Annotated in this window: 22 protein-coding genes; 13 read left to right on the top strand and 9 right to left on the bottom strand. The window is 67.0% G+C overall.

What is annotated here, in order from left to right; all coding sequences use genetic code 11:
- The first annotated feature begins 60 nt into the window (after positions 1–60).
- A complete protein-coding gene (locus tag ACREB7_RS03405) occupies positions 61–765 on the top strand; it encodes an NAD-dependent deacylase (protein ID WP_431590882.1) in 705 nt (234 codons plus the stop codon).
- A gap of 217 nt (positions 766–982) precedes the next feature.
- Here the strand turns inward: ACREB7_RS03405 and tadA are convergent, their stop codons facing one another.
- Positions 983–1438, bottom strand: a complete 456-nt coding sequence (gene tadA / locus ACREB7_RS03400) for a tRNA adenosine(34) deaminase TadA (RefSeq protein WP_431590881.1) — start codon at positions 1436–1438, stop codon at positions 983–985.
- Positions 1439–1580: 142 nt separating this feature from the next.
- On the opposite strand from tadA, the gene rpmB reads away from it, so the two are divergent.
- Positions 1581–1874 (top strand): 50S ribosomal protein L28, encoded by a 294-nt coding sequence (gene rpmB, locus ACREB7_RS03395; RefSeq protein ID WP_431590880.1) that lies wholly within the window; start codon positions 1581–1583, stop codon positions 1872–1874.
- A gap of 36 nt (positions 1875–1910) precedes the next feature.
- On the opposite strand, the gene ACREB7_RS03390 is transcribed toward rpmB, so the two are convergent.
- A complete protein-coding gene (locus ACREB7_RS03390; protein ID WP_431590879.1) occupies positions 1911–2897 on the bottom strand; it encodes an esterase-like activity of phytase family protein in 987 nt (328 codons plus the stop codon).
- 189 nt (positions 2898–3086) lie between these two features.
- Between ACREB7_RS03390 and ACREB7_RS03385 the strand changes: the two genes are divergently transcribed.
- The 8 genes from ACREB7_RS03385 to ACREB7_RS03350 all read left to right on the top strand — a co-directional run bounded on the left by ACREB7_RS03385 (position 3087) and on the right by ACREB7_RS03350 (position 10964).
- Positions 3087–3506: a glycine zipper 2TM domain-containing protein gene (locus ACREB7_RS03385; protein WP_431590878.1), complete on the top strand. Its 420-nt coding sequence runs from the start codon at positions 3087–3089 to the stop codon at positions 3504–3506.
- A 335-nt stretch (positions 3507–3841) separates the two neighbouring features.
- Positions 3842–4966 (top strand): Ppx/GppA family phosphatase, encoded by a 1125-nt coding sequence (locus ACREB7_RS03380; protein ID WP_431590877.1) that lies wholly within the window; start codon positions 3842–3844, stop codon positions 4964–4966.
- Positions 4963–5697 (top strand): RlmE family RNA methyltransferase, encoded by a 735-nt coding sequence (locus tag ACREB7_RS03375; RefSeq protein WP_431590876.1) that lies wholly within the window; start codon positions 4963–4965, stop codon positions 5695–5697. The genes ACREB7_RS03380 and ACREB7_RS03375 overlap by 4 nt, the downstream gene beginning before the upstream one ends.
- A gap of 44 nt (positions 5698–5741) precedes the next feature.
- A complete protein-coding gene (locus ACREB7_RS03370; protein ID WP_431590875.1) occupies positions 5742–6215 on the top strand; it encodes a hypothetical protein in 474 nt (157 codons plus the stop codon).
- Positions 6216–6344: 129 nt separating this feature from the next.
- Positions 6345–7814 carry a S41 family peptidase gene (locus tag ACREB7_RS03365; protein ID WP_431590874.1) on the top strand — a complete coding sequence of 490 codons (1470 nt, stop codon included), beginning with the start codon at positions 6345–6347 and terminating at the stop codon, positions 7812–7814.
- A 151-nt stretch (positions 7815–7965) separates the two neighbouring features.
- Positions 7966–8871 (top strand): intradiol ring-cleavage dioxygenase, encoded by a 906-nt coding sequence (locus ACREB7_RS03360; protein WP_431590873.1) that lies wholly within the window; start codon positions 7966–7968, stop codon positions 8869–8871.
- A gap of 88 nt (positions 8872–8959) precedes the next feature.
- Entirely contained in the window at positions 8960–9673 is a 714-nt protein-coding gene (locus ACREB7_RS03355) for a response regulator (RefSeq protein ID WP_431590872.1), read from the top strand.
- 1 nt (position 9674) lies between these two features.
- The gene (locus ACREB7_RS03350; protein ID WP_431590871.1) at positions 9675–10964 is read left to right on the top strand and encodes a sensor histidine kinase; all 1290 of its coding nucleotides are present in this window, start codon (positions 9675–9677) and stop codon (positions 10962–10964) included.
- A gap of 12 nt (positions 10965–10976) precedes the next feature.
- On the opposite strand, the gene ACREB7_RS03345 is transcribed toward ACREB7_RS03350, so the two are convergent.
- Positions 10977–13448, bottom strand: coding sequence for a TonB-dependent receptor (locus ACREB7_RS03345; protein WP_431590870.1), 2472 nt, complete (start codon positions 13446–13448; stop codon positions 10977–10979).
- A gap of 141 nt (positions 13449–13589) precedes the next feature.
- Complete coding sequence (locus ACREB7_RS03340; protein WP_431590869.1) at positions 13590–14450, bottom strand: alpha/beta fold hydrolase; 861 nt, start codon at positions 14448–14450, stop codon at positions 13590–13592.
- A gap of 92 nt (positions 14451–14542) precedes the next feature.
- Between ACREB7_RS03340 and ACREB7_RS03335 the strand changes: the two genes are divergently transcribed.
- Entirely contained in the window at positions 14543–15262 is a 720-nt protein-coding gene (locus tag ACREB7_RS03335; RefSeq protein ID WP_431590868.1) for an SDR family NAD(P)-dependent oxidoreductase, read from the top strand.
- A gap of 76 nt (positions 15263–15338) precedes the next feature.
- Positions 15339–15971: a TetR/AcrR family transcriptional regulator gene (locus tag ACREB7_RS03330; protein WP_431590867.1), complete on the top strand. Its 633-nt coding sequence runs from the start codon at positions 15339–15341 to the stop codon at positions 15969–15971.
- A 36-nt stretch (positions 15972–16007) separates the two neighbouring features.
- On the opposite strand, the gene ACREB7_RS03325 is transcribed toward ACREB7_RS03330, so the two are convergent.
- From ACREB7_RS03325 to ACREB7_RS03305, 5 genes are read right to left on the bottom strand one after another with little or no spacing between them, the layout of a single operon-like run.
- Complete coding sequence (locus ACREB7_RS03325) at positions 16008–17174, bottom strand: thiolase C-terminal domain-containing protein (RefSeq protein ID WP_431590866.1); 1167 nt, start codon at positions 17172–17174, stop codon at positions 16008–16010.
- The gene (locus ACREB7_RS03320; RefSeq protein WP_431590865.1) at positions 17174–17572 is read right to left on the bottom strand and encodes a Zn-ribbon domain-containing OB-fold protein; all 399 of its coding nucleotides are present in this window, start codon (positions 17570–17572) and stop codon (positions 17174–17176) included. The genes ACREB7_RS03325 and ACREB7_RS03320 overlap by 1 nt, the downstream gene beginning before the upstream one ends.
- Positions 17573–17574: 2 nt before the next feature.
- Positions 17575–18795 carry a cytochrome P450 gene (locus ACREB7_RS03315; protein ID WP_431590864.1) on the bottom strand — a complete coding sequence of 407 codons (1221 nt, stop codon included), beginning with the start codon at positions 18793–18795 and terminating at the stop codon, positions 17575–17577.
- A 10-nt stretch (positions 18796–18805) separates the two neighbouring features.
- Positions 18806–20305, bottom strand: coding sequence for a class I adenylate-forming enzyme family protein (locus ACREB7_RS03310; RefSeq protein WP_431590863.1), 1500 nt, complete (start codon positions 20303–20305; stop codon positions 18806–18808).
- A gap of 37 nt (positions 20306–20342) precedes the next feature.
- Positions 20343–21521, bottom strand: coding sequence for an aromatic ring-hydroxylating oxygenase subunit alpha (locus tag ACREB7_RS03305; RefSeq protein ID WP_431590862.1), 1179 nt, complete (start codon positions 21519–21521; stop codon positions 20343–20345).
- Between the two features lie 118 nt (positions 21522–21639).
- Between ACREB7_RS03305 and ACREB7_RS03300 the strand changes: the two genes are divergently transcribed.
- Complete coding sequence (locus ACREB7_RS03300; RefSeq protein ID WP_431590861.1) at positions 21640–23256, top strand: GMC family oxidoreductase; 1617 nt, start codon at positions 21640–21642, stop codon at positions 23254–23256.
- The last annotated feature ends 1 nt before the right edge of the window (position 23257 follow it).

Raw genomic sequence — 23257 nt, 5'->3', positions numbered from 1 at the left:
CGTTGGCGCGGCCCATCGCGTGTCTCGACTTCGCTCGGCACGAACGGATAAGAGGGGGCCATGAGCGACATAGATAATATCGTGATCCTGACCGGCGCCGGGGTGTCGGCCGAGAGCGGCATCGACACCTTCCGCGACGGCGGCGGATTGTGGGAGCAGCACCGCGTCGAGGATGTCGCGACGCCCGAGGCGTTCGTGCGCGACCCCGACCTGGTCCATCGTTTCTATGACGCGCGGCGCGCGGCGATCCAGACCAAGGCGCCGAACGCAGCGCATGACGCGCTGGCGCGACTCGATGCGGCCTGGCCGGGCGAATTGCTGATCGTGACGCAGAATGTCGACGATCTGCACGAGCGCGCGGGGGCGCGGCGGCTGATCCATATGCATGGCGAACATCTGAAGGCCTGGTGCACCGCGTGCGACACGCACAGCGACTGGACGGGAACGCTGATCGAGCGGCCCGCCTGCCCGGCGTGCGGGGTCGCGGGGCAGTTGCGTCCCGACGTCGTGTGGTTCGGCGAGATGCCCTATCATATGGGCGCGATCTATCAGGCGCTGAACCGCGCCGACCTGTTCGTGTCGATCGGGACGTCGGGCGCGGTCTATCCGGCCGCCGGCTTCGTGCGCGAGGCGCGGGCGAGCGGGGCGCGGACGCTGGAGCTCAACATGGAACCGAGCCAGGGATCGCACTGGTTCGACGAAGCGCGACACGGACCGGCGGGGGTGCTGGTGCCGGCGTGGGTGGAGGAAATGCTGGGCACGTGAGCGGGCGGGCGTCGGCTGTGGAAATATCTCGCACAAAGCCACGAAGCCACAAAGGGGCTTCAGAGCCATGCACCCCGAGCCTGTCGACAGGCCGCTTTTCTTTGGACGTTGCAAAAGAGCGGTGCTTCGACAAGCTCAGCACAAACAGCAGCTAAGAAGGCCTCTTTGTGGCTTCGTGGCTTTGTGCGAAACAAAATCGCTTCGCCTCGGTCTCGCGTTACCGCCGTTCTGCAAAAAACGCCCTGAGCAGATCGGCAGCCTCCCCGGCCCCGATGCCGTCGTAGATGTCGGGGCGGTGGTGGATCGTCGGCTGGCTGAAGGTGCGCGGGCCGTGGACGACCGCGCCGCCCTTGGGATCGTCGGCGCCATAATAGAGGCGCGCGATGCGGGCGTGGGCGATCGCGCCGGCGCACATCGCGCAGGGTTCGAGCGTGACATAAAGGTCGCAGCCGTCGAGGCGGTCGTTGCCGAGCGTCGCCGCCGCCGCGCGAATCGCAACCATCTCGGCGTGCGCGGTCGGGTCGTGCGATTCGCGGGGACGGTTGTGGCCCTCGGCGATGATGACGCCGTCCTTGACGATCACCGCGCCGACGGGCACTTCGCCCGCGTCGGCGGCGGCTTTGGCGAGGTTCAGCGCGGCGCGCATCGGTTCGGGCAGGGGAAATGGCGGCATCGCTTTTCCCGCTAGTCCCTTGACGAATCTGCGGCAAGCCGATAAGCGCGCGCCTTTCCCGGCTCACTCCGGTCCTGCGGTCCCCGATTTATCGGGAAGCGCCCGGACGCCGAACCGAAATTTTTGAACGAGGACAGATATCATGTCGCGCATTTGCGAACTGACCGGCAAGGGCCGCCTGGTAGGCAATAATGTCAGCCACGCGAACAACAAGACCAAGCGCACCTTCCTGCCCAACCTGCAGAATGTGACCTTGCTGTCGGACGCCCTGGGCAAGGGTTTCAAGCTGCGCGTGTCGACGCACGGCCTGCGCACCGTCGAGCATAATGGCGGCCTCGACAACTGGCTGATCAAGGCCGGCGACGACCAGCTGTCGGCTTCGGCGCGCAAGCTGAAGAAGGAAGTCACGAAGAAGCTGGCCGAAAAGGCCGCTTAAGCTTCTTTCCTTGCGAATCGCATGGAGGCCGCCGGTTTACCGCGCGGCCTTTTTGCTGTCCGGCAGGTCGACGAGTTCGAACTTCAGCAGCAAACTCCGCTGCCAGCGGTTGAAATTATCGTCGGAGACGAGCCAGAGGATGGTGCGGCCATCCTCGACCGCCACCGCCGCGCCCTCGTAATTTTCGTGCAGCGGTTCGGGCACCTGCCCGATCGCCACCGAACGGACGACGCGGCCCTTGCCGATATCGGCGGGATCGACGATCGCGAGGATGGTCGTGAACAGCGGATCGAGCCCGAGCTTGCGGTGGACGAGCAGGATGCGCCCGTCGGGCAGCGGTGCGGCGTCGCTGACCTGGCCCTTGCCCTCGTCATCATAATAGAAAAGCGTCGGCGGCTTGCCCGGGACGGCAGGGTCGTCGGTGTAGACCAGCGCTTCGGTGCCGAAATCATTGCGATCCTCGCCCTCCGAAAACAGGATGGTGCGGCCATCGGCGAGGCGCACCATCGCCTCGGGCCCGCGATTCGCCGGCCAGCGGTAGAGCGCGGGCGAGCGGCGGCGCGATTCGACGCGGGTCAGCCCGGCGTCGATGCGCCACACCTGGTTGATCCCCTCGAGCGCGATCCACAGCTTGCCGGTCGCAGGATCCAGCACCATCGCCTCGGCATCGGTGAAGGCCTTGCGCTTCGGGCTGCGCGGCGGGGTCGGCAGCGCGGCGATCGTCACGTCCGACACCGATCCGTCGGCGCCGAGCGTCAGCCGCGTTCCCTCGCCATTGTCGCCGACGAGCAGGAACCGCCCGTCGCCGCGATAGGCCAGCGCCGAGAAACCGCCGAACAGGCTGTTGCGGCTGGTGAGCCGCCAGCCGCGCACGAAGCGCAGGCTGCCGGTATCGCCCGCAGGATGGAGGAGCGGCCGCGCGCTCGCGGTCTGGCTGGTGTCGACCACGGGGTAGCGGAACGTCGTTCCCGGCATCGGCCCGAGCGTCAGGAAGATCAGGGCGGCGGGGAGGAAGCGGCGCATCGCCCGGGGCCTAAAGCCATCGCGTGACAAAGGAAAGCGCGGGAAAGCGTCGGCGAAGATGAACCCCCGGCAACGCAGCCTGAACCTCACCCAACAGCCGCGTTCAGGGTCGGCTCAACGCGAATCACCTAGAAGTTCTTTCATCGACCACCGCCCCAAAGGGCAGAAGACGAAAGAAGGAGACTGAAAATGAAAAAGATGGTGACCCTCTCGATCGCCGCCCTGATGTCCACCGCGACGCTGGGCCTGGCAGCCACCCCCGCCGCCGCGCAGAACGGCTATTACGACCGCGACGGCTATTCGAGCTATGACGCGCGATACAACAACCGCGACGACCGCCGTTACGACCGCCGCGACTATCGCAGCTATGATCGCCGCGATTACCGCAACGACCGTCGCTACGACCAGCGCCGCTATAACAACAACAACCGCTATCGGGGCCAGTGCGACAATGGCACCGGCGGCACGATCATCGGCGCGATCGCCGGCGGCCTCGCCGGTCACGAAATCGCCGGTCGCGGCGACCGCACGGTCGGCACGATCATCGGCGGCGCCGTCGGCGCCATCGCCGGCCGCGCGATCGACAAGGGGAATGACGGCTGCCGTTAAGGGCTTTGCCTGACCCCCAATAATGTCTTTCTTCGCTGCCCCGTCCGGTTTCGACCGGGCGGGGTTTTCTTTTGGGGAGCGAATTTCGGGCGGAAGGCGCCGTTCCGTTTCCCGTCACCCCGGGCTTGACCCGGGGCCTGCCTTGTCTTTGATCCGACGACGAAAGAAAGAAGGCGGGTCCCGGGTCAAGCCCGGGATGACGATGAAAGAGGCATCCGCTCCCCGCCCCCAAAGGCGCCCCCGCCCCCGGGGTTGCCTTCCCACGCCCCCGCGCCTAGTCTGGCCCCAAGTGCACGTCCGGTTTTCGGGCGCGTGAGAAACAGGTAAGAATAGCCATGCGGCAAATGGCAGCGCCCGACGGGCGGCCGCCGCAGCCCGGGGCGGCAGCGGCGAAGAACAGGCAGGCTCCCGATCGAGCGGGGGCCGATCGACAGGGGCCAGGCGGCCAGCCGCGTCCCGCGCCCTTTACGCGGCCCAAAAGCTACGCCGCGATCGACCTTGGCACCAACAACTGCCGGCTGCTGATCGCGCGGCCGCAGGATGGCGAACTGGTCGTCATCGACGCCTTTTCGCGCATCGTCCGGCTGGGCGAGGGATTGCACAGCAGCGGACGGATCAGCGACGCCGCCATGGACCGCGCGGTCGCCGCGCTGTCGATCTGCGCCGACAAATTGCGCCGCCGCCACGTCAGCCTGTCGCGCGCGGTCGCGACCGAGGCGTGCCGCCGCGCCGCCAACGGGCAGGAACTGGCCGACCGGGTGCGGCGCGAGACCGGCATCGTGCTCGACATCATCGCCCCCGCCGAGGAAGCGCGGCTGGCGGTGCTCGGCTGCCATAATCTGATGGAACCCGGCGACGGCCCGGCGCTGATCTTCGACATCGGCGGCGGGTCGACCGAGTTGATGCACGTCGAGGGCAGCGGCAGCGACGTCGCGATCCGCGACTGGGTGAGCGTGCCATGGGGGGTCGTGTCGCTGACCGAACATGCGCCATCCGACGGCGCGACGATGGCCGACCGCCAGGCGAGCTATGCGCAGATGCGCGAAACGACGCGCGAGGCCTTTGCCGCCTTTGCCGCGCGCGCGGAGCGCCATGCCGGCCAGCCGCTGCGCCTGCTTGGCACCAGCGGCACGGTGACGACGCTGGCCAGCGTTTTCCTCGACCTGCCGCGGTACGATCGGCGCGCGGTCGACGGGCTGGTGGTGCCGTGCGACGCGATGCGCGACATCAGCCGCCGCCTCGCCGAAGCGAGCATCGCCGACCGCGCCGAAATCGGCTGTATCGGGCGCGAGCGCGCCGACCTGGTCGTCGCCGGCTGCGCGATCCTGGAGAGCATCATCGACCTGTGGCCCGCCGCGCGGGTCGGGGTCGCCGATCGCGGTATCCGCGAGGGCATCTTGCGGACGCTGGCGATGCAGGGCCGCGACGTGCCCGTCACGCGGCGGGAGTTTCGCAAATGAGCCAGGGCAAGAGCGGCAGCAAGGGCGGCGGCGCCAAGGGTGGACGGGGCGGACTGCACGTCCGCGTCAAGACCGCCAAGAAGCGCAGCACATCGTCGACGCGCTGGCTGGCGCGGCAATTGAACGACCCCTATGTGCGCCGCGCGCAGGCCGAAGGCTATCGCTCGCGCGCCGCGTACAAGCTGATCGAGCTCGACGAGAAATTCAGCTTCGTCAAAAAGGCGCGCGCGGTCGTAGACCTGGGGATCGCTCCGGGCGGCTGGTCGCAGGTGGTGCGCAAGACCAACCCGCGCGCGAAAATCGCGGGCATCGACCTGCTCGAATGCGAGCCGATCGAGGGGGTCGAAATCCTGCAGATGGATTTCATGGACGATGCGGCGCCCGATGCGCTGATCGAGGCGCTGGGCTCCGCCCCCGATCTCGTTCTGTCGGACATGGCGGCGAACACCGTCGGCCATCCGCAGACCGACCATCTGCGCACCATCGGGCTCGCCGAAACCGCCGCCGATTTTGCGGTGCGCACGCTGCTGCCCGGCGGCAGCTTCGTCACCAAGGTGTTCGCCGGGGGCGCCGACCACAGCCTGCTCACCTTGCTCAAGCAGAATTTCACGACGGTGAAGCACGCCAAGCCGCCGTCGAGCCGCAAGGGATCGCCCGAATTGTTCGTCGTCGCGCAGGGGTTCAAGGGCCGCCGCGCGGCGGATGAGGTGGAGTGGGCGGGCAGCAAGTAGCGACCGGTAGCGGACGTTGTCGGCGGCCGCTAAGACCGTTGACTATGGAACCCACCGAAGCCTTTCTTGCTTTCGCTAACTCGCTAATCGGCTTGCCAATCAGCCACATCTGGCGTGGGCATGGTTCGGCGATTTTTATCGAGTGCGGCGAGCTGACCCCCGTCACCAGACGGGACGGTTCGGTCGGCAATCCCCACGGCGAAGTATCACTCGGCGTCGAATGGAGTTGGCGTGTCGAGGATCGAACCGCCATCAGATGCGGGAGCTGGAGCGAAGAAGAATTATGGGAACCCGCGCTCAATATGTTGCGCGATGCGCGAATTGCGCGATGCGGCCTATTTGGTATCCTGCCCGAAGTCGCGATCACGACCGATAGCGATATGCGGTTTCTTTCGTTCTCAACGACCGATGGCCAGCCGCGATGGCATTTCGTTGATCGGCGTGACGGCCTGCCTCGCTGGTTTACCGTGCGCGAAGGACAACTACACCTCGGCGACGGGAGCGAGCGAGCGTTTTGAACACCCGCTTTCGGCCCCAAAGCGACCCCCGCTGATCGAGTTTATTGCCGAGCGATTTCATAGCCGATACATGTTGGCGGTCGCAGAAGGGCGCCGCTTGCCAAGCTGCGCGCCAACCGGGGAATATTGATGCACCGAATCTCGAAAAAATCCGTCCTTGCCCTGACCATGTCGGCGTTCGTCCTCACCAGCTGCGGCGGTGGGGGCGGCGGTGGCGGTGGGGGCGGGCCGGTCGTCGTGACCCCGACCCCGACACCCACGCCGACCCCCACCGCGACGTGCGGCCTGTCGGCGCGGCAGGATTTCGCCAAAGCCGTGATCGACGAATGGTATCTGTTCCCCGGCGACGTCGCGAGCGGCGTCAACAAGGCGAGCCATAGCGACGTCCAATCCTATATCGACGCGCTCGTCGCGCCGGCGCGCGCCGCGAACAAGGACCGCTTCTTCACCTACATCACCTCGATCGCCGAGGAGAATGCCTTCTTCGCCAGCGGGTCGAGCGCGGGCTTCGGGGTCCGCTTGACCTATAATAGTTCGACCCAGCGCGTCGTCATCGCCGAAGCCTTTGAAGGCGCCCCGGCGCTCGCCGCAGGGATCGACCGCGGCACCCAGATCACCGGCATCGGCACCACCGCATCGAACATCCGATCGATCGCCGACATCGTCGCGGCGAGCGGCACCGGCGGCATCACCGACGCGCTGGGGCCGAGCGACCCCGGCGTCACCCGCGTCCTGCGCATCATCGACGGCGCCGGCACCCGCGACGTGACGGTGACCAAGGCCGATTTCGACCTCGATCCGATTTCGGACCGCTACGGCGCCAAGGTCATCACCGACGGCGGGCAGAATTACGGCTATATCAACCTGCGCACCTTCATCTCGTCGGCGAACCCGCAATTGCGCGCCGCCTTCCTGAATTTCCGCAACCAAGGCATCACCAACATCGTCATCGACCTGCGTTATAATGGCGGCGGGCTGGTTTCGACCGCCGAGTTGTTCGGCGACCTGCTCGGGCGCAACCGGACGTCGAGCGAACTCTTCTCGCGCACCGATTTCCGGTCGTCGAAAGCGGCCGAGAACGACCGCCATTTCTTCACCAGCCAGCCCGAATCGATCGCCCCGACGCGCATCGCCTTCATCGGCACCGGGTCGACCGCCTCGGCCAGCGAACTCGTCATCAACGGCATGTTGCCCTATCTGGGAACCAATATGACGCTGGTCGGCAGCAACACCTTTGGCAAGCCGGTCGGCCAGATCGCGATCGACAAGGCCGAATGCGACGACCGGATGCGCGTGATCGCCTTTGCGACGGGCAATGCGAGCGGCCAGAGCGATTATTATTCGGGGCTGGCGCCCAAGATCAGCAACAGCTGCGCCGCCGGCGACGACCTGAGCCGCCCGCTGGGCGACGCCAATGAGGCATCGGTGCGCACCGCGATCGATTTCCTGGCCGGGCGGAGCTGTTCGACGCGGATCACCAGCGCCGACACGCGGGTCGCATCAGCCGAACGGATCGCGCCGGGCCTGGCGCCGGCCCCCGCCATGCTGGAAAGCAAGGCGCCGAGCGCGGCGCAGCGCGAGATGCCCGGGCTGTTCTGACGCCAAAGCCGGACGCGCGCCGTGGGCGAATGGGGCCGACGGTGTCGGCTTCGGCGCGCGCACCATTGTAACAGACGGGCAAGGATCGGACATCTGAAGGCAAGGAAGCAAGGGTAGCCCGGCGGCGACGAAACAACCGGAGACTGCCCCGATGTCCGACCTTCCCGCCGATCCTGCGCGCGCCCTTGCCGACCATCGGGATGGCGGCTTCGCCGAAGATATGGAGGCGCTCGAACGGCTGCGCCTCGGCCGGCGGCGCGCGCTCGGGCTGATGTTCAGCGCCGGCAGCGCCGCGCTGGTGGCGGGCTGCGGCAGCGGCGGCGGCGACACGGGCACCACGACCCCGGTCACCGTCACGCCGACGCCGACGCCCACCCCTACTCCGACGCCAACGCCGACCGCGACCTGCACGGCTTATGCCAGCGAGACCAACGGCCCCTATCCCGCCGACGGCACCAACACATCCTCGGGCGTCTCGTCGAACGTGCTGACCGTCAACGGCGTGACGCGCAGCGACATCCGGTCGAGCTTCATCGGCTCGACCACCACTGCACCGGGTGTTGCGGTCACCTTCACCATCACCCTCGTCGACGCCAACAACAGCTGCGCGCCGCTCGCGGGCTATGCGATCTACATCTGGCACTGCGACCGGTCGGGGCAATATTCGCTCTATGACCTGCCCGCCGAAAGCTATTTGCGCGGGCTGCAGGTCACCGACGCCAACGGCCAGGTCACCTTCACGACGATTTTCCCCGGCTGCTACGCCGGCCGCTATCCGCACATCCATTTCGAGGTGTTCACCAGCTCGACCAACGCGACCAGCGGTCGCTTTGCGCGGCTGATCTCGCAATTCGCGCTGCCCTCGGCCGCGTGCACGACGGTCTATGGCTCGACCGGCTATAGCACGAGCCAGAGCAATTTCCGCTCGACCTCGATCGCCAGCGACAATGTGTTCGGCGACAACAGCGCGGCGCAGATCGCGGTGATGACGATGGCGATGACCGGTGACGTCAGCAGCGGCTACACCGCAACCGCCACGGTCGGCGTTGCCACCTGAGGCGCTTCGCCTTCCGGTCGGCGAACGCTTCATTCCGACCGGGCCTTCTGATAGGCCGGGCGCGAACGAAGCGAAAGGCGGCAGGACCTTGGATCAGACGACGCGCGTCCTGATCATCGACGATGATGCGGCGATCCGGTCGCTGACCGCCGAGTTCCTGAGCGGGCACGGCATCGAGGTCGCGACCGGCGCCGGCGCCGCCGATCTCTACGCCGCGCTCAAGACCAGCCGTTTCGACGCGATCATCCTCGATGTGATGATGGCGGGCGAGGATGGCCTGACCGCGCTATCGAAGCTGCCGATTGCCGGGCGGCCGCCGGTGATCCTCGTTTCGGTGCTGGGCAATGACGTCGACCGCATCGTCGGGATCGAGCTGGGCGCCGACGACTATCTGGCCAAGCCGTTCAACCCGCGCGAATTGCTCGCGCGGCTCCGCGCGCTCGTCCGCCGCAGCAAGCTGCGCGACGCCGGGACGCGCGACGAGGCGACCTGGCTGTTCGGCGACTGGCGGCTCGATGCCGCGGGCTGGCAATTGTCCGCCCCCGATGGCGCCGACGTCGCGCTGACCCCGGGCGAGTTTCGCCTGCTCCTCGCGCTCGTCGAACAGCGCGGCCGGCTCGTCGACCGCGACCGGCTGCTCGCCGCCACCGGCGGCGACGAGGCCGATGTCTTCGACCGCTCGATCGACGTGCTGCTGAGCCGCCTCCGCCGCAAACTGGCCGAGCATGGCGGCCGCGACCTCATCCGCACCGTGCGCGGCGAGGGGTATCAGCTTGCGCTGGCCGCGCGGCCGGCGGGCTGACATGCGCGCGCGGCGTTCGATCCTCTTCCGCCTCTCGGGCCTCGTTCTCGCGGCGATCCTGATCATGGCGGTGCTGGCGGTCGCGGTGACCTTTTTCAGTCCGCCGCCCTTTCGCCCCCCGGTGCGCACCGCCGACCTGCTGGCGGCGTTCGACGATCCGGCCGCGACCCGGACGATGGGAATGCGCGATGTCCGGTTCACCGAGGCGGCAAGCCTGCCGGTCGCCGACAAGGGCGAGCGCTGCGACGCGGCGCTGTCGGCGGCGCTCGCCCGGTCGCTGGGCCGTCCGCCCGACGCCGTCCGCCTCTGCGTGTCGGCGTCGGACCACGGGCCGAAGGGCGCCGGCGTGCCGCGCGACCTGCGCGACCGCTTCTCGCTGGCGATCCAGTACGGCCAAGGGTGGCGGATCGCGACCTTGCCGCCGCCGCCGCTGATCACGCGCTGGCATGTGACGACGCTTGGCTGGCTGACGCTCGCGGGCGCGTTGCTGTTCGGCCTGTGCCTGCTGGTGGTCCGCTCGATCACCCGGCCGCTCCGGCAACTGGCGACCGACGCCCGCGAAGCCGGGCTCGACGGCCCGGCCTTTCGGTCGGATCCCGCCGCGCCGATCGAGGTGCGCGACCTCGCCGCCGCGATCGCGGGGATGCGGCGGCGCCACGCCGCGCTGGTGACCAACCGCGCCGAACTGCTCGTCGGCATCGCGCATGATCTGGGCACCCCGCTCACCCGGCTGGCGTTCCGGATCGAGGGCCTGCCCGACGCGGCGCGCGACACCGCACGGAGCGACATCGCCGAGATGCAGAAGCTGATCGCCGCCGCGCTCGAATTTGCGCGCGGCCGCGACCGCGATGTCGAACCGGTGGCGCTCGACATGCTGCTCGCCGATCGGGCGGCGGTGCTGGGCAAGGCGGCGGCGCCGGTGCGCATCCTGGCCGCCGATCCGGTCGTCGTCACCGCGAACCTCGTCGACCTGCTGCGCGTGATCGACAATCTGGTCGTCAATGCCCAGCGCCATGGCGGCGGCGCCGAGCTGTCGCTCCGCCGCACCGGCGCGATGGCCGAACTGACCGTTCGCGACCATGGCCCCGGCATCGATCCCGCCGCCGCCGCGCGGCTGTTCGACCCGCTGTATCGCGGCGGCGTCGACGATGCCGACGGGCGCCCGGCGATCGGCTTTGGCCTGGGCCTCGCGATCGTCCAGTCGAATGTCGAGGCGATGCGCGGTACGATCAGCGTCGCCAACCATCCCGCGGGCGGCGCTGTCTTTACCGCCCTGTTGCCCCTGAACTGACGGGCGAAACGGCTAGAATTTGAAGCCGACCTCGACATAGATTTCGCGCGGATTGTCGACGAAGGCCGACATGTCGGCGAGCACGCCCGGCGCGCCGACGCGGCTGCCGGTCCCCGTGCCGCCCGCGAAGGGAATGTCGTTCGCGGCAGTCACCACCAGCTTGTTGGTGAGATTGCGGCCGATCAGCCCGATCGACCAGCGATCGTCGGGACCTTTGAGGCGCAGCGCCGCGTCGACCTTGGCAAAGCTCGACTGGACGGCGTCGGGGCGCAGCGTGTCGGTGAAATTATATTTGGACGAATAGCTGACGTCGCTCGACGCCGCGAGCGTCCAGCCCGAGTCGGTCAGCGGGATCTCATAGCTCGCCCCGATACGCCCCGCGAAGCGCGGCGCCTTTGGCGGGGTGCGGCCGTCATAATCCTGGCTGGTGAAGGCGGCGGTCGGGCTTGGCGCGAGCAGGTTGCACCCGGCGGCGACCGTCTGCCCCGCATAGCATTGGCCGATATAATCCTTGTACGACGCATGGTTGTAGGCGGCGGCACCGCGCAGCGAGAAGCCGCCCGAACGCCAGTTGAAATCGGCCTCGATCCCCTTGACGCGCAGCGTGCCGGCGTTGGCGACGACCTGGCCGATCGTGACCGGATCGAAATTCTGCACCTGCAGGTCGAGATAGTCGTAGAGATAGGCGGTGGTGTTGAACGACAGCGCCCCGCCCATCAGGATCGCGCGCGCGCCGACCTCGCCGCCGCGGGCGCGTTCGGCGCCGAACTGGCCGGCGGCGACCGACGCTGCGGGCGTCAGCGACTGCGAGATGTTGAAACCGCCCGATTTGAAGCCTTCCTTATAGGCGGCATAGAAGGTCAGGTCGCGCGACGGTTTGTAGCGCAGCGTCACCTGCGGCGAGACGTCGGTCTCCCGATAGCGATCGTCGAGGCGGATATTGCCCGGGAAAGCGCCCGCGAACCCGAGATGCGCGGGCAGCGACTGCTGGTAGGAATCGCGCGATTCATAGCTCCAGCGCGCGCCGCCGGCGAGCTCGATCGAATCGGTCACATTGGCGGTCACTTCGCCGAACGCCGACATCGAACTGCCGGTAAAGCCATTGTCGCGCTTGAAGGTGGTATAGGTGTTGGTCACCGGGCTGATTGGCACCGGGAAGATATAGGCGTCGGTGTTGAAGATGAACTTGTTGCTCGACGCGAACAGGCCGAACAGCACATTGACCGACCCGTCCCACTTCGACTGGAAGCGCAGTTCCTCCGACGTCTGGCGATAATCGGCGAGCTGCGAGAAGGTCGCCGGATAGGCCTCACCCGACACATTGTTGAGGTCGGTCTGCTTGAAACGGTAATAGGAGGTGATCGACGTCACGTCGAACACGTCGCTGGTCAGCGTCGCGGTCAGGATGCCGAAACCCGATTTCAGCCGCGAATACATATGCCCGTCGCCGGCATAGCGATAATTGGCCTGCGCCACCGCGAGCGGGATCGTCGAACTGTCCGACCGGCCATCGACGCGGCAATCGGCGTTGGGGCTCGGCGGAATGCCGGCCGGCGCCCCGAAAGGATTGGGCGTGAACGGCGTCGTGCGACCGCCGCCGCAGATGCGTTCGAGAATGTCGGTCGGACCGCCGTCCTTCTGGTCGGTGTAGCCGGTCTTGAGCTGGATGCTCAGATTGTCGGTCGTATCCCATTCGAGCGTGGCGCGGCCGCTGTAGGTGCGGCTGCCGCCGCGATATTTGCTGTTGCGGTGGCGCTGCATACCGAGCGGATCGGTATAGGTTTCGGCGGCTGTGTTGGTGAAGGCGCCGTCGCTGTCGGACACCCGGAAGGCGAGGCGCGCGCGCAGGCGGTCCGAGAGCGGCCCGGAGATATAGCCCTCGCCATATTTCTCCTTCGCCTCGAAACCATAGCCCGCCTTGAGACCGGCTTCGAACACGTCCCGAGGGCTGTTGGTGGTGACCGAGATCAGCCCGCCGGTGGCGTTCTTGCCGAAGAACAGCGCCTGCGGCCCCTTGAGCACCTCGACGCGCTGGACATCATATTGGCTGAGCCCGATCTCGCGCCCGCGGCTCATCGGCATACCGTCGACGACGAAGGACACCGACTGATCGAAACCGGCGCTGAGCGCGGTCGAGCCGACGCCGCGCAGGAAGATGCTGGCCGACGATCCCGATGCGGCCTTGCCCGCCACCATCGTCGGGACCAGCGACGCCATATCGCTGAATTCGGTGACCGCATAATTGTCGAGCGTGGCCCCGCCGAGCGCGGTGATCGCGACCGGCGCGTCGATCAGGCGTTCGTCGCGGCGACGCGCGGTGACGATGATTTCACCTTCGAGCGGCGCATCGGCGGACTGGTCGGCGGCAGGCGCGGCATCGACGGCCGGCGTTTGGGCCCAGGCCGGAACGGCCACCCCCGCCGCCACGATGATCGACGCCAGGCAGGCGTGGCGAATGGCGCGAAACGAAGCACTGCGGTCCATGACGAGTCCTCTCCAAAAAAGATGCAGGCCGTCATTCGCGACCTTGGCCAATAACCTATCCGCATTAGATTTAAAGTCAATCGGGAAAATTAACGCCGTAAGGTTTTTGGAACGATGCATTAAGTCAATGAATTTGCGCGATTATGATGCGACAGGCGCCGCGCCGACGCGAAGCGTGCGCCGCGCGAACGCGATGACGCCGTCGTTGAAAACATCATTGCGGTCGCCCGCGACCATATGCCCCGCCCCCGCCACGTCGAGCGATTCCAGGCGCGGCAGCATGTGGCGAAAGGCCGCGACGCCGGCGTCGCTGACGACATCGCTGGACAGGCCGCGGACGAGCAGGACCGGAAGGTCGGGCAGCGCGGCGAGCGCCTCCGCCGCGTGCTGGACCACCCCATGATGCAGCGTGGGCGCATCGGCAAGGATGCGCGGGTCCCAGTGCCAGCGCAGCCGGCCGTCGTCGCCCGCGCGCAGATTCTTCATCAGTCCGCCGCCGTCGGGCGGCGCCGCGCGGGCCGGATTATAGGCGGCGACGGCGGCGACCGCCTCTTCGACCGTCGCGAAGCCGTCCAGATGGACGCGCATGAACGAGACGATGCGGTCGATGCCGCGCGGATCGGGCTCGGGCACGATGTCGACGAGGACGAGACCGGCGGGGCGCAGCCCGCGATCGATCGCCACGATCGAGGTCGCGCCGCCCAGCGAAGCACCGACGAGGACGAAGGGCACCCGCAGGCCGCCGACGATCGTGGCAAGGTCGTCCGCCCGGTCGGCGAGTTGATAGGCCGCTTCGGGCGACCAGTCGCTTTCGCCATGCCCGCGCGCATCATAGTTGATGACCTGAAATCCCTCGGCGAGCAGCCGGTCGACCGCGCGGCTCCAGCTATGGCGGGTCTGGCCGCCGCCATGGAGCAGGATCACCGCCGGCGCGGTGGCGTCGCCGCCCCGATCCGCGACCAGCCGCACGCCGTCGCGCGCGACGAAGACGGTTCGCTGCACATTCCTCGCCATCGCTCATCCTCTCCTGCTTGCCAAAAGACTGCGCCTCGCGTTATCTAACGTCAATAGATTTATAGCAGAGGGGGAGCGCGATGATCCGGTTCGACTTTCAGGGCAAGCGTGTGCTGGTGACAGGGGGATCGCAAGGCATCGGCCTCGGCATTGCGACCGCCTTTGCCGACGCCGGCGCCGAGGTGATCGTCAGCGGAACGCGGGACGGCGCCGGTGACTATCAGGACGATCTGTCGCGCTTCGCCTATCTCCAGGCCCGTCTCGACCGGCCCGCCGACCGAGCCGCGCTCGCCGAGGCGGCTGGGCCCATCGACATTCTCGTCAACAATGCCGGCCAGTCGCATAGCGACGAATATTCGATGGAAGGCTATGGCCGCGTGATCGAGGTGAACCTCCATGCTGCGGTCGAGCTTTGCTATCTGTTTCATCCGGTGTTGCGCGAGCGCGGCGGCGCGATCGTCAACGTCGGTTCGTGCGCCAGCTTCATAGCGATCGGCTACGCCCCCGCTTACACCGCCAGCAAAACCGGGCTGCTCGGCTTCGCGCGCGCGGTCGCCGATCAGTGGGCGCGCGACGGCGTGCGCGTGAATCTCGTCGCCCCGGGCTTCATCGAGACGCGCATGACCGCAAGCGTCCGCACCGACGAACGCAAAGCCGGCAACACGCTGCGCGCCATCCCGGTCCGTCGCTTCGGCACCCCGGCCGAAGTGGCGGCGGCGGCCCTTTTCCTCGCCTCGCCGGAGGCCTCCTACATTACCGGCCAAAGCCTCGTCGTCGACGGCGGCTTGATGCTGCGCTGATCGGTAAACCGACTCCTTTTAGGCTGGCGCACATCGGCTGCGGCTGCCATGAGCGGCCCAGACAGGGGAAGATTTCTTGGCACGACCGTCGAAACCGTTGATCTCGCGCAGCAATGCGGCCGAAGCCGCGCTCGAGGTGATCGACGAGCATGGGCTCGAGGAACTGAGCCTCGGCCTCGTCGCCAAGAAGCTCGGGGTGCGTCCGCCCTCGCTCTATCACCACTTCAAGGACAAGTCCGAGCTGCTGCAGGAAGTCGCGCGGATCATGCTGGTGAAGATGCCGGTGATCGCAGCGCCCGGTGAGACCTTCGAGGAACAGATCATCGCGCGCTGCGTCGCGACGCGGCGCAGCCTGCTCCAGCACCCCCATGCGGCGCCGCTCATCCTGCGCTATTTCCCGCGCCACATGCTGCTGTCGGCGTATAACCGTGCTGCTGCGGACGAACCTTATCCGACCTCGGTGCAGATGGTCGTGATCGATGCGGTCGAGAAATATACCTATGGCGCCTCGCTGTTCGAGGCATCGGCGCGCGCGCGCGGTATCGACCCGATGCCGCCGGTCGACGGCGAGAAATATCCGAAACTCGCGCAGGCGATTGCCGACAATCCGTTCGACGACGAGCAATTGTTCGTTGAATCGCTGCGCATGTTCCTGGCCGGCGTCCGCGCGCGGCTGGCGAACGGCAGCGTCGGCCAACCGCTCGACTGACCGGCTTTGCGCCCATTAGGGGCAGCGTCAGGGTGTTTAGGGAATTACGTTCCCGAAGATCGCCGAACTGACCGTCGGCGCGCCGGGGCCGCCCGCGAGCAGGCAGATTTTGGCGTCCGGAACTGGATTCGCCGATTCGCCGCGCAGCTGCTTCACCGCTTCATAGGCGGTGCCGATGCCGTGGATGAAGCCCTGGGCGAAATTGCCGCCGCCGGTGTTGACCGGCAGCTTGCCGGTCGGGGCGATCAGATTGTCGAAGCGCACCACCTCGGCGACATTCTCGTAGGTGCAGAAACCGTGGTCGATCAGCGAGGCGACGCCCTGCGCGCTGAAATTCTCATAGAGCTGGACGACGTCGATGTCGGCGGGGGACAGGCCGGTGTCGGCATAAAGACGCCGCGCGATCGGCCGGAAACCGGCGGTCGGATAGAGCGCCTCATCGTCGTTTTCGAGCAGGTCGCCCCATCCCTTTTCGGCGCCGTTCGCGCAGCCGAGCAGATAGGCGGGCGGCTTCTTCAGATCGCGCGCGCGCTCGGCCGACACCATCAGGAAAGCGGCGGCGCCGTCATTCTCGCGGCTGCAATCGAACAGGCGGAACGGTTCGGCGATCCAGCGCGAGCCGCGCATCGCGTCGAGATCGAGATCCTCGCCATAAGCCACGGCTTCGGGATTGCGCGACCCGTGATAATAGGAGGCGCGGACCAGCTCCTCGGCAACCGAGCGCGGCACGCCATGATGTTCGTACATGCGGTTCGCGCGGATCGCGCACACTTGCGCCGGCGCAACGATGCCGGCCGCGAGCATATGATCGTTGAGATGATGCGCCATCACCGCCGCCGACAGCCGCCCGCTCGATCCTTCGACAAGCGCGCGGAAGACGATCACCGCGCTCGCCTGCCCCGACAGGATCGCCGCCGCCGCGAGGCCGAACGCGCCGGCGACACCGCCGCCGCCGCCGCCCCAGATGACGCTCGACCATTTAAGCTCGCGCGTCCCGAGCGCAGGCATCAGCCGCACCGGCTCATTCTTGTCGTCGCCATAGGAGACGAAGCCATCGACCTCGGCGGGGTCGAAACCCGCATCGGCGCAGGCGGCGCGGATCGCCTCGACGAGCACCCCCTGCTCGGGCAGCGGCGAGGCGCCGCGCCGGTATTGCCGCATGCCGATGCCCGCGACGGCGGTGGTTCCGTACAGCGGGTGCATCAGTTGCGGCTCCAGATGATCGTGGGAATGTCGCGGCCTTCGACGCGCGTGGCACCGATCCGGCCGGTGATCGCCTCGCCAATGACGGGATCGACCTGGCCCGGATCGTCGAGACGTCCGAGCAGGCGGATGCCGCAATCGTCGACCGTCGCGACGATCGACACGAAGGGCAGGTCGAGGCTTTCGGTGAAGCCGAAGCGGTGCCAGGTGCGCGTCCAGGAAAAGACCGTCGCCGCCATCGGCCGCTCGACCCATTGCATGTCTTCGCTGCCGCAACCGCCGCAACGGCTGACCGCCGGCCAGGTCCATGCGCCGCAGCCGCCGCAGCGCGGAAGCAGCAGCCGGCCTTCGGCGAGGCCATTCCAATAGGGCGCGTCGGCGCCGTCGTTCGCATCCATGATCAGGGCGCCACCGTCCAGGTGAGCGGCAGCGTTTCGAGCGCCATCACCGTGCCGATGCGGAACGCGTGCTTCTCACCCGGCGTCGCGCGGAAGGCCGGCACGCGCTTCACCCATTCCTCGGTCAGGATGCGCAATTCGGCGCGGCCGAGGACATGGCCGACGCACAGATGCGGCCCCGACGAGAAGGTCAGGTGCGCGCTCTTCTTGCGGTCGAGATCGAAGGCGTTGGGCGCGTCGAACTTCGCGGGATCGCGGCTGCCGAGGCAGAGGATGTTGAGCACCATCTCGCCCGCCCGGAACTGCGCCTCGCCGATCGCCTGGTCCTGCACCACCAGCCGCGGCGTGTTGACGACGCCGTAGAGCCGCACCGCCTCGTCGGTGAAGGCGGGGATCAGCGACGGGTCGGCGGCGAGCCGCGCCTGCACGTCGGGCATCTGCGCGAGCTGCTGAAAGGCGAAGCCGGTGACGTTGGTCACCGTGTCCATGCCGCCGAGGAAGAGGACAAAGCTCATCGCCAGAATCTCGTCGTCGCTCATCGTGCGCCCGCCGATGTCGACGGTGATGAAATGCGACATCAGCTTGTCGTCGGGGGCGGACTTTTTCGCTTCGATCAGCGCCTTCATCTCGCCGAGGATTGCGGCGCTGAGCCGTCCCAGCTCGGCCTCGTCATTCTGCGCCGAGAAAAAAGCCTCGGCGAGCGCGCGGAAATCGTGGAGCCGCGACAGGTCCATGCCCATCAGCTCCATGAACACGCTGACCGGGAACAGTTTGGCGAGGTCGGCCTGGAAATCGCACGCGCCCTTGGCGGCGACGGCATCGACCAGTTCGACCGCCCATTCGCGGATGCGCGGTTCGAGCGCCTTGATCGCGGTCGGCCCGAACATCGGCATCATCGCCTTGCGATAGGGCAGATTCTCGGGCGGATCGAGGCTGAGCGGGATGAAGAAGGGCGGGTTTTCGACGCGCGGGATCTGCATCTCGCGGACCGAGAAATGGTCGGGATCGAGCACGACCTGGCTGATCGCGTCGAAGCTTTTGACGATCCAGTGGCCGCCGTTGCGCCGCGTCCAGAAGATGGCGGGGGCATCGGCGAGCGCGGCGGCATAGCTGCCCTGCACATCCTCGCCGATGCGCGGGTCGGCATAGATGTCGAAATCGAAGACGAGGTGCGCCGGGATATGCGGCGGCACCGGCGCGGCGGCCATTTGGGGGGCGGTCATGTCTTGCTCCTCATCGCACGCGCTCCATCGTCTCATGCGCGCCGGCGTAGAGCGCGCGCACGGCGGGTTTCGATAATTTTCCGGTGGCGAGGCGCGGCAGCGGGTCGGCCGAAAAAGCGACGTAGCGCGGCACCTTGTAGTTCGAGAGATTGTGATTGCAGTGGGCGATCAGCGCCGCGACATCGACCTCGGCGGCGCCGTGATAGACGACGAACGGGGTTTCGCCGAACTTCGCATCGGGCGCGGCGATCGCCAGCGCCTCGACGACGCCGGGAAATTCGCAGACGACACGCTCGACCTCGGCGGCGGAGATGTTGAGGCCGCCCGAGATGATCAGATCCTTCATCCGGTCGACGAAGGTCAGCAGGCCGCGGTCGTCGAGCGTGCCGATGTCGCCCGACCAGAGCCAGCCGTCGCGGATCGCCTTCGCGGTCTCTTGCGCGTTGCGCCAATAGCCCTGCATCATGCCCGGCGAGCGCATGACGATTTCGCCCGCTTCGCCGGGGTCGCAATCGCTGCCGTCGGCGCGCACGACGCGCAGGTCCATGAAGATGCCGCCCCAGCCGCATTTTTCGGGCTCGTCGAGCGCGAGGTGCTCGGGCATCATCGTGGCATTGCCGCCGACCTCGGTCTGGCCGTAAATCTGCCGGATCGTGATGCCCTTCGTCTTCCAGACATCGAGCAATTGCCGGCTGACCCGCGCGCCGCCGGCGGTCGCGAGGCGGATCGACGACAGGTCGGCATCGGCGAAGCCCGGACAGCGGGCGATCGCTTCGAAAAAGGTCGGCACCGCGCCGAAGCAGTTGATCCTCTCATCCTGCAGCAGCTGCAGGATCGCGTCGGGGACGAAGGCGGGCTCCATGAAGATGGTGCAACCCTGCACCGTATAATGCATCAGCTGGACGAAACCCGCCGAGGTGTTGAGCGGGGCGAGGCTGATCACGCGCGCGCCGGGCGCCGAGGAGGTCTCTTCGAGCGACCAGCACGCCGCATAGGCGGTCATCGAGCGGTTGGTGAAGACGACGCCCTTGGGCTTAGCGGTCGAGCCGCTCGTCGCGATGATGACGACCGGCGCATCGGGCTGCGGATCGTGGGCGGGCGACGCGGGTGCGGCATGGCGCAGCGATTCGATCTCCGCCATCGGACGCGGGGTCAGGCCTGCGGCGGCGACATTCGCCGCGAATTCGGGCGCGGCGAAGGCGAAGCGCGGTTCGGTCGTTTCGCACAGCTCGCGGATTTCGCGCGGGGTGAAGCGGAAATTGACCGGATTGACGATGCCGCCGGCGCGGATCACCCCCATCAGCAGCGCGCAATAAGCGAGGCTGTTCGTCGAGCAGATCGCGACGCGGTCGCCCGGCAACAGGCCGTCGGCCTCGAGCATCGCAGCGACGCGATCGGACCAGGCCTTGTAGTCGCCATAGCTCAGCCGGTCGCCGCCCAGCACCACGGCGGGCTGGTCGGGACGCATCCGCGCCCACCAATCCATCGCGCTCGGCAAGGTTTGCGCCATCAATCCCTCTCCGTCCGGTCGGTCGCCAGCTCATCCATCACAGAAGCGCTTCGATCGCTTCATAATAGCGGATGATATTGGTCTCGAGCCCGCAATAGACGGTTTCCTCGGGCACCCCCGCATTCAATCCCTGCTGGCTGATCTCGGCGGCGCGGAAATCCTCGCCGCCGAACACGCCGAGGATGAGCTCGTAGGAGCGCGCGAACACCTCCTCGGCCTTCGGCGTCGAGGCCGCCTCGGGGGTGAGCATGAAATATTCGACCGTCGTGCGGTCGGGGCCGCGCGGCATGAGGAGCATGACGCTGGTATAATATTGGCTCGTCACCACGACGCAGTTGGGGAATGCCGTATAGGCGTGGGTGACCAGCTTGTGGACGTTCGCCGCCGGATCCTCGTCGAGCATGTCGGGGACGTAACCGATCCGCCCGGACACCTGCCGGATGTTCGGCCCGAACATGTCGACGATATTCGGCGCGTCCTGAAAGCGGTCGCCGATCGATGCGGCGTGGAGCCGCTGAACATGATAGCCTTCGAGGAAGGGTTCGAGCACGACCTTCCAGTTCGCGTTGAGGTCGAAACTCTTGCGGCCATAGACATGCGCCGACGGGATGCCGATCGCGGTGAAGTCGTCGGCGACCTGCTGCGACAGGTTGGACCAGTCGGCGGGAATATCGCGATTGAGCTGGACATAGACGATGCCGCCCCATTCGCGGGCTTCGAGTTCGACCAGGCCGCGCTGGCCCTTGTCGAAATCCTGAAAGGCTTCGCTGCGCGATACGCCGATCAGCTTGCCGTCGATGCCATAGGTCCAGGCATGATAGGGACAGGTCACGCGGCCCTGCTTGTGCACGGCGCAATCTTCGAGCAGCTTCGACCCCTTGTGCTGGCACGCGTTGACGAACGCCTTGATCGTGCCGTCGCGGGTGCGCGAGACGAGCATCGGAAAGCCATAGCTGTCGTTGGCGACGATGCTGCCGGCCTCAAGCAGCGCCGACACGGTCACCGGCACCGGATAGCGGCGGAAGATCTTGTCCTGCTCAAGGTCGAAACGGTCCTGCCCGGTGAAGATGGCATTGGGACGCGTCGCGCCGAAGGGTATCACGACCGCATCCTTTTCGGCCGGGATCTTGCGGATCGCGTCGATCTGGCTCGGCGTCAGGTCGGCGAGCGTCGTCAGCTTGCGTTGGGGGCGTGCAACTTCTGCAACATCGCGCATATCGCCAATCCTCTCCTTATCGTTGCCCATAGCCTATTCGACCCTTTACCTAATGACAATAGTTTTTTATGGAGAGGATGAGAGTGCCGCAAAAATGGCCGGATTCGAGGGAAGAGGCATGGTTTTCGACTATATCATCTGCGGTGCCGGCGCGGCGGGATGCGTTCTCGCCTATCGCCTGTCCGAGAATCCCGACCTCAGAGTCGCGCTGATCGAAGCGGGGCCGCGCGACCGCCATCCGTTCATCTCCATGCCCAAGGGTCTGGCCAAGGTCATGCAGGACCCCAAGCATCTGTGGGTCCATATGAGCGAACCCGAGGCTTCGACCGCGGGCCAGTCCGAAGCCTGGGTGCGCGGGCGGGTGCTCGGCGGGTCGTCGTCGGTCAACGGCATGATGTATGTGCGCGGCCAGCCCGCCGATTTCGACGCGATCGCCGAACAGTCGAGCGACGATTGGAGCTGGACGCATATCGGCGCGGCCTATCGCGCCTTCGAGAATCACGAGCTTGGCGCGGGCGAGACGCGCGGCGACATGGGGCCGATGAAAATCTCGATGCCGACGCAGCGCCTGCCGATCAGCGACGCGCAGGTCGCGGCGGGCGAGGCGATGGGTTGGAGCAACAAGGCCGACGTCAACGCGCCCGACGACCAGGTCGCGATCGGCTATGCGCCGCGCACCATCTGGAAGGGCAAGCGCCAGAGCGCCGCGCAGGCGTTCCTGCGCCCGGCCGAGAAGCGCGCGAACCTGACCGTGCTGACCGACCGCACCGTCGACCGCATACTCTTCGACGGTACGCGCGCGGTCGGGGTCGAGGTCATCCACAACGGTCAGCGCGAGACGATCGACGCCGCGCACGAGGTGATTATTTGCGGCGGCGCAATGGCGAGCCCCGCGATCCTCGAACGGTCGGGCATCGGCGATTCGAGCCGCCTCGCCGCGCTCGGCATCCCGCTCGTCCATCACAATCCGGAGGTCGGCGAAGGGCTGATCGAGCATCGCGGCATCATCATGCAGTGGAAGCTGACCAAGGATGCGCTGTCGCAGAACCGCGTCTTCGGCGGCTGGCGGCTGCTGCTCGCGACGCTGCAATATTATCTCACCGGCGACGGGCCGATGTCGGCGGCGGCCTATGAAATCGGCGGCTGGTTCAAGTCGCGCCCCGGGCTCAACCGCCCCGACGCGCAGATGCTGATCGCCCCCTTCAGCTTCGATATGGCGACCCAGCGTACCAAGCTGGAAAAGCATCCCGGCATGAACGCGGTCATCTATCCGCTGCGCCCGACCTCGCGCGGCAGCATCCATATCGCGACGCGCGATCCCGATGCCGCAGCGAGCTTCCAGCCCAATTATCGCGCGACCGACGAGGATCGCGCGGCGATGGTCGGTGCGGTGCGCGTGATGCGCGACTATGCGCGGCAAGCGCCGCTCGCAGGCATGATCGCCGAAGAGACGCTGCCGGGCCGGGCGTTCGATACCGACGCCGAAATCATGGATGCTTACGACCGCTTCGGCACCTGCGGCTATCATGCGGTCGGCAGCTGCCGGATGGGCAGGGACGACGCGTCGGTCGTCGATCCGACGCTCCGCGTGCGCGGCGTAGAGGGGCTTCGCGTCATCGACACGTCGATCATGCCGGCGATCCCGTCGGGCAACACCAACGGCCCGACGATGGCGATGGCCTGGCGCGGGGCCGACATCATCCTGCGCGACGCGCCGCAAACAAAGGCCGGCTGAG

It is taken from the genome of Sphingopyxis sp., from assembly GCF_050725615.1.
In the GTDB taxonomy this organism is placed as follows: Bacteria; Pseudomonadota; Alphaproteobacteria; order Sphingomonadales; family Sphingomonadaceae; genus Sphingopyxis.
The sequence above is the reverse complement of the archived record's forward strand: the minus strand, read 5'-3'. Positions and strand labels throughout refer to the sequence as shown.

Bases quoted from the DNA above. Each gene is read 5' to 3' on its own strand.
- ACREB7_RS03370 (WP_431590875.1), top strand. From the start codon at position 5,742: ATGGAACCCACCGAAGCCTTTCTTGCTTTCGCTAACTCGCTAATCGGC.
- ACREB7_RS03380 (WP_431590877.1), top strand. From the start codon at position 3,842: ATGCGGCAAATGGCAGCGCCCGACGGGCGGCCGCCGCAGCCCGGGGCG.
- ACREB7_RS03405 (WP_431590882.1), top strand. From the start codon at position 61: ATGAGCGACATAGATAATATCGTGATCCTGACCGGCGCCGGGGTGTCG.
- ACREB7_RS03365 (WP_431590874.1), top strand. From the start codon at position 6,345: ATGCACCGAATCTCGAAAAAATCCGTCCTTGCCCTGACCATGTCGGCG.
- ACREB7_RS03360 (WP_431590873.1), top strand. From the start codon at position 7,966: ATGTCCGACCTTCCCGCCGATCCTGCGCGCGCCCTTGCCGACCATCGG.
- ACREB7_RS03385 (WP_431590878.1), top strand. From the start codon at position 3,087: ATGAAAAAGATGGTGACCCTCTCGATCGCCGCCCTGATGTCCACCGCG.
- ACREB7_RS03300 (WP_431590861.1), top strand. From the start codon at position 21,640: ATGGTTTTCGACTATATCATCTGCGGTGCCGGCGCGGCGGGATGCGTT.
- ACREB7_RS03315 (WP_431590864.1), bottom strand. From the start codon at position 18,795: ATGACCGCCCCCCAAATGGCCGCCGCGCCGGTGCCGCCGCATATCCCG.
- ACREB7_RS03350 (WP_431590871.1), top strand. From the start codon at position 9,675: ATGCGCGCGCGGCGTTCGATCCTCTTCCGCCTCTCGGGCCTCGTTCTC.
- ACREB7_RS03335 (WP_431590868.1), top strand. From the start codon at position 14,543: ATGATCCGGTTCGACTTTCAGGGCAAGCGTGTGCTGGTGACAGGGGGA.
- ACREB7_RS03375 (WP_431590876.1), top strand. From the start codon at position 4,963: ATGAGCCAGGGCAAGAGCGGCAGCAAGGGCGGCGGCGCCAAGGGTGGA.
- ACREB7_RS03390 (WP_431590879.1), bottom strand. From the start codon at position 2,897: ATGCGCCGCTTCCTCCCCGCCGCCCTGATCTTCCTGACGCTCGGGCCG.
- tadA (WP_431590881.1), bottom strand. From the start codon at position 1,438: ATGCCGCCATTTCCCCTGCCCGAACCGATGCGCGCCGCGCTGAACCTC.
- ACREB7_RS03310 (WP_431590863.1), bottom strand. From the start codon at position 20,305: ATGGCGCAAACCTTGCCGAGCGCGATGGATTGGTGGGCGCGGATGCGT.
- ACREB7_RS03325 (WP_431590866.1), bottom strand. From the start codon at position 17,174: ATGCACCCGCTGTACGGAACCACCGCCGTCGCGGGCATCGGCATGCGG.
- ACREB7_RS03305 (WP_431590862.1), bottom strand. From the start codon at position 21,521: ATGCGCGATGTTGCAGAAGTTGCACGCCCCCAACGCAAGCTGACGACG.
- ACREB7_RS03345 (WP_431590870.1), bottom strand. From the start codon at position 13,448: ATGGACCGCAGTGCTTCGTTTCGCGCCATTCGCCACGCCTGCCTGGCG.
- ACREB7_RS03320 (WP_431590865.1), bottom strand. From the start codon at position 17,572: ATGGATGCGAACGACGGCGCCGACGCGCCCTATTGGAATGGCCTCGCC.
- rpmB (WP_431590880.1), top strand. From the start codon at position 1,581: ATGTCGCGCATTTGCGAACTGACCGGCAAGGGCCGCCTGGTAGGCAAT.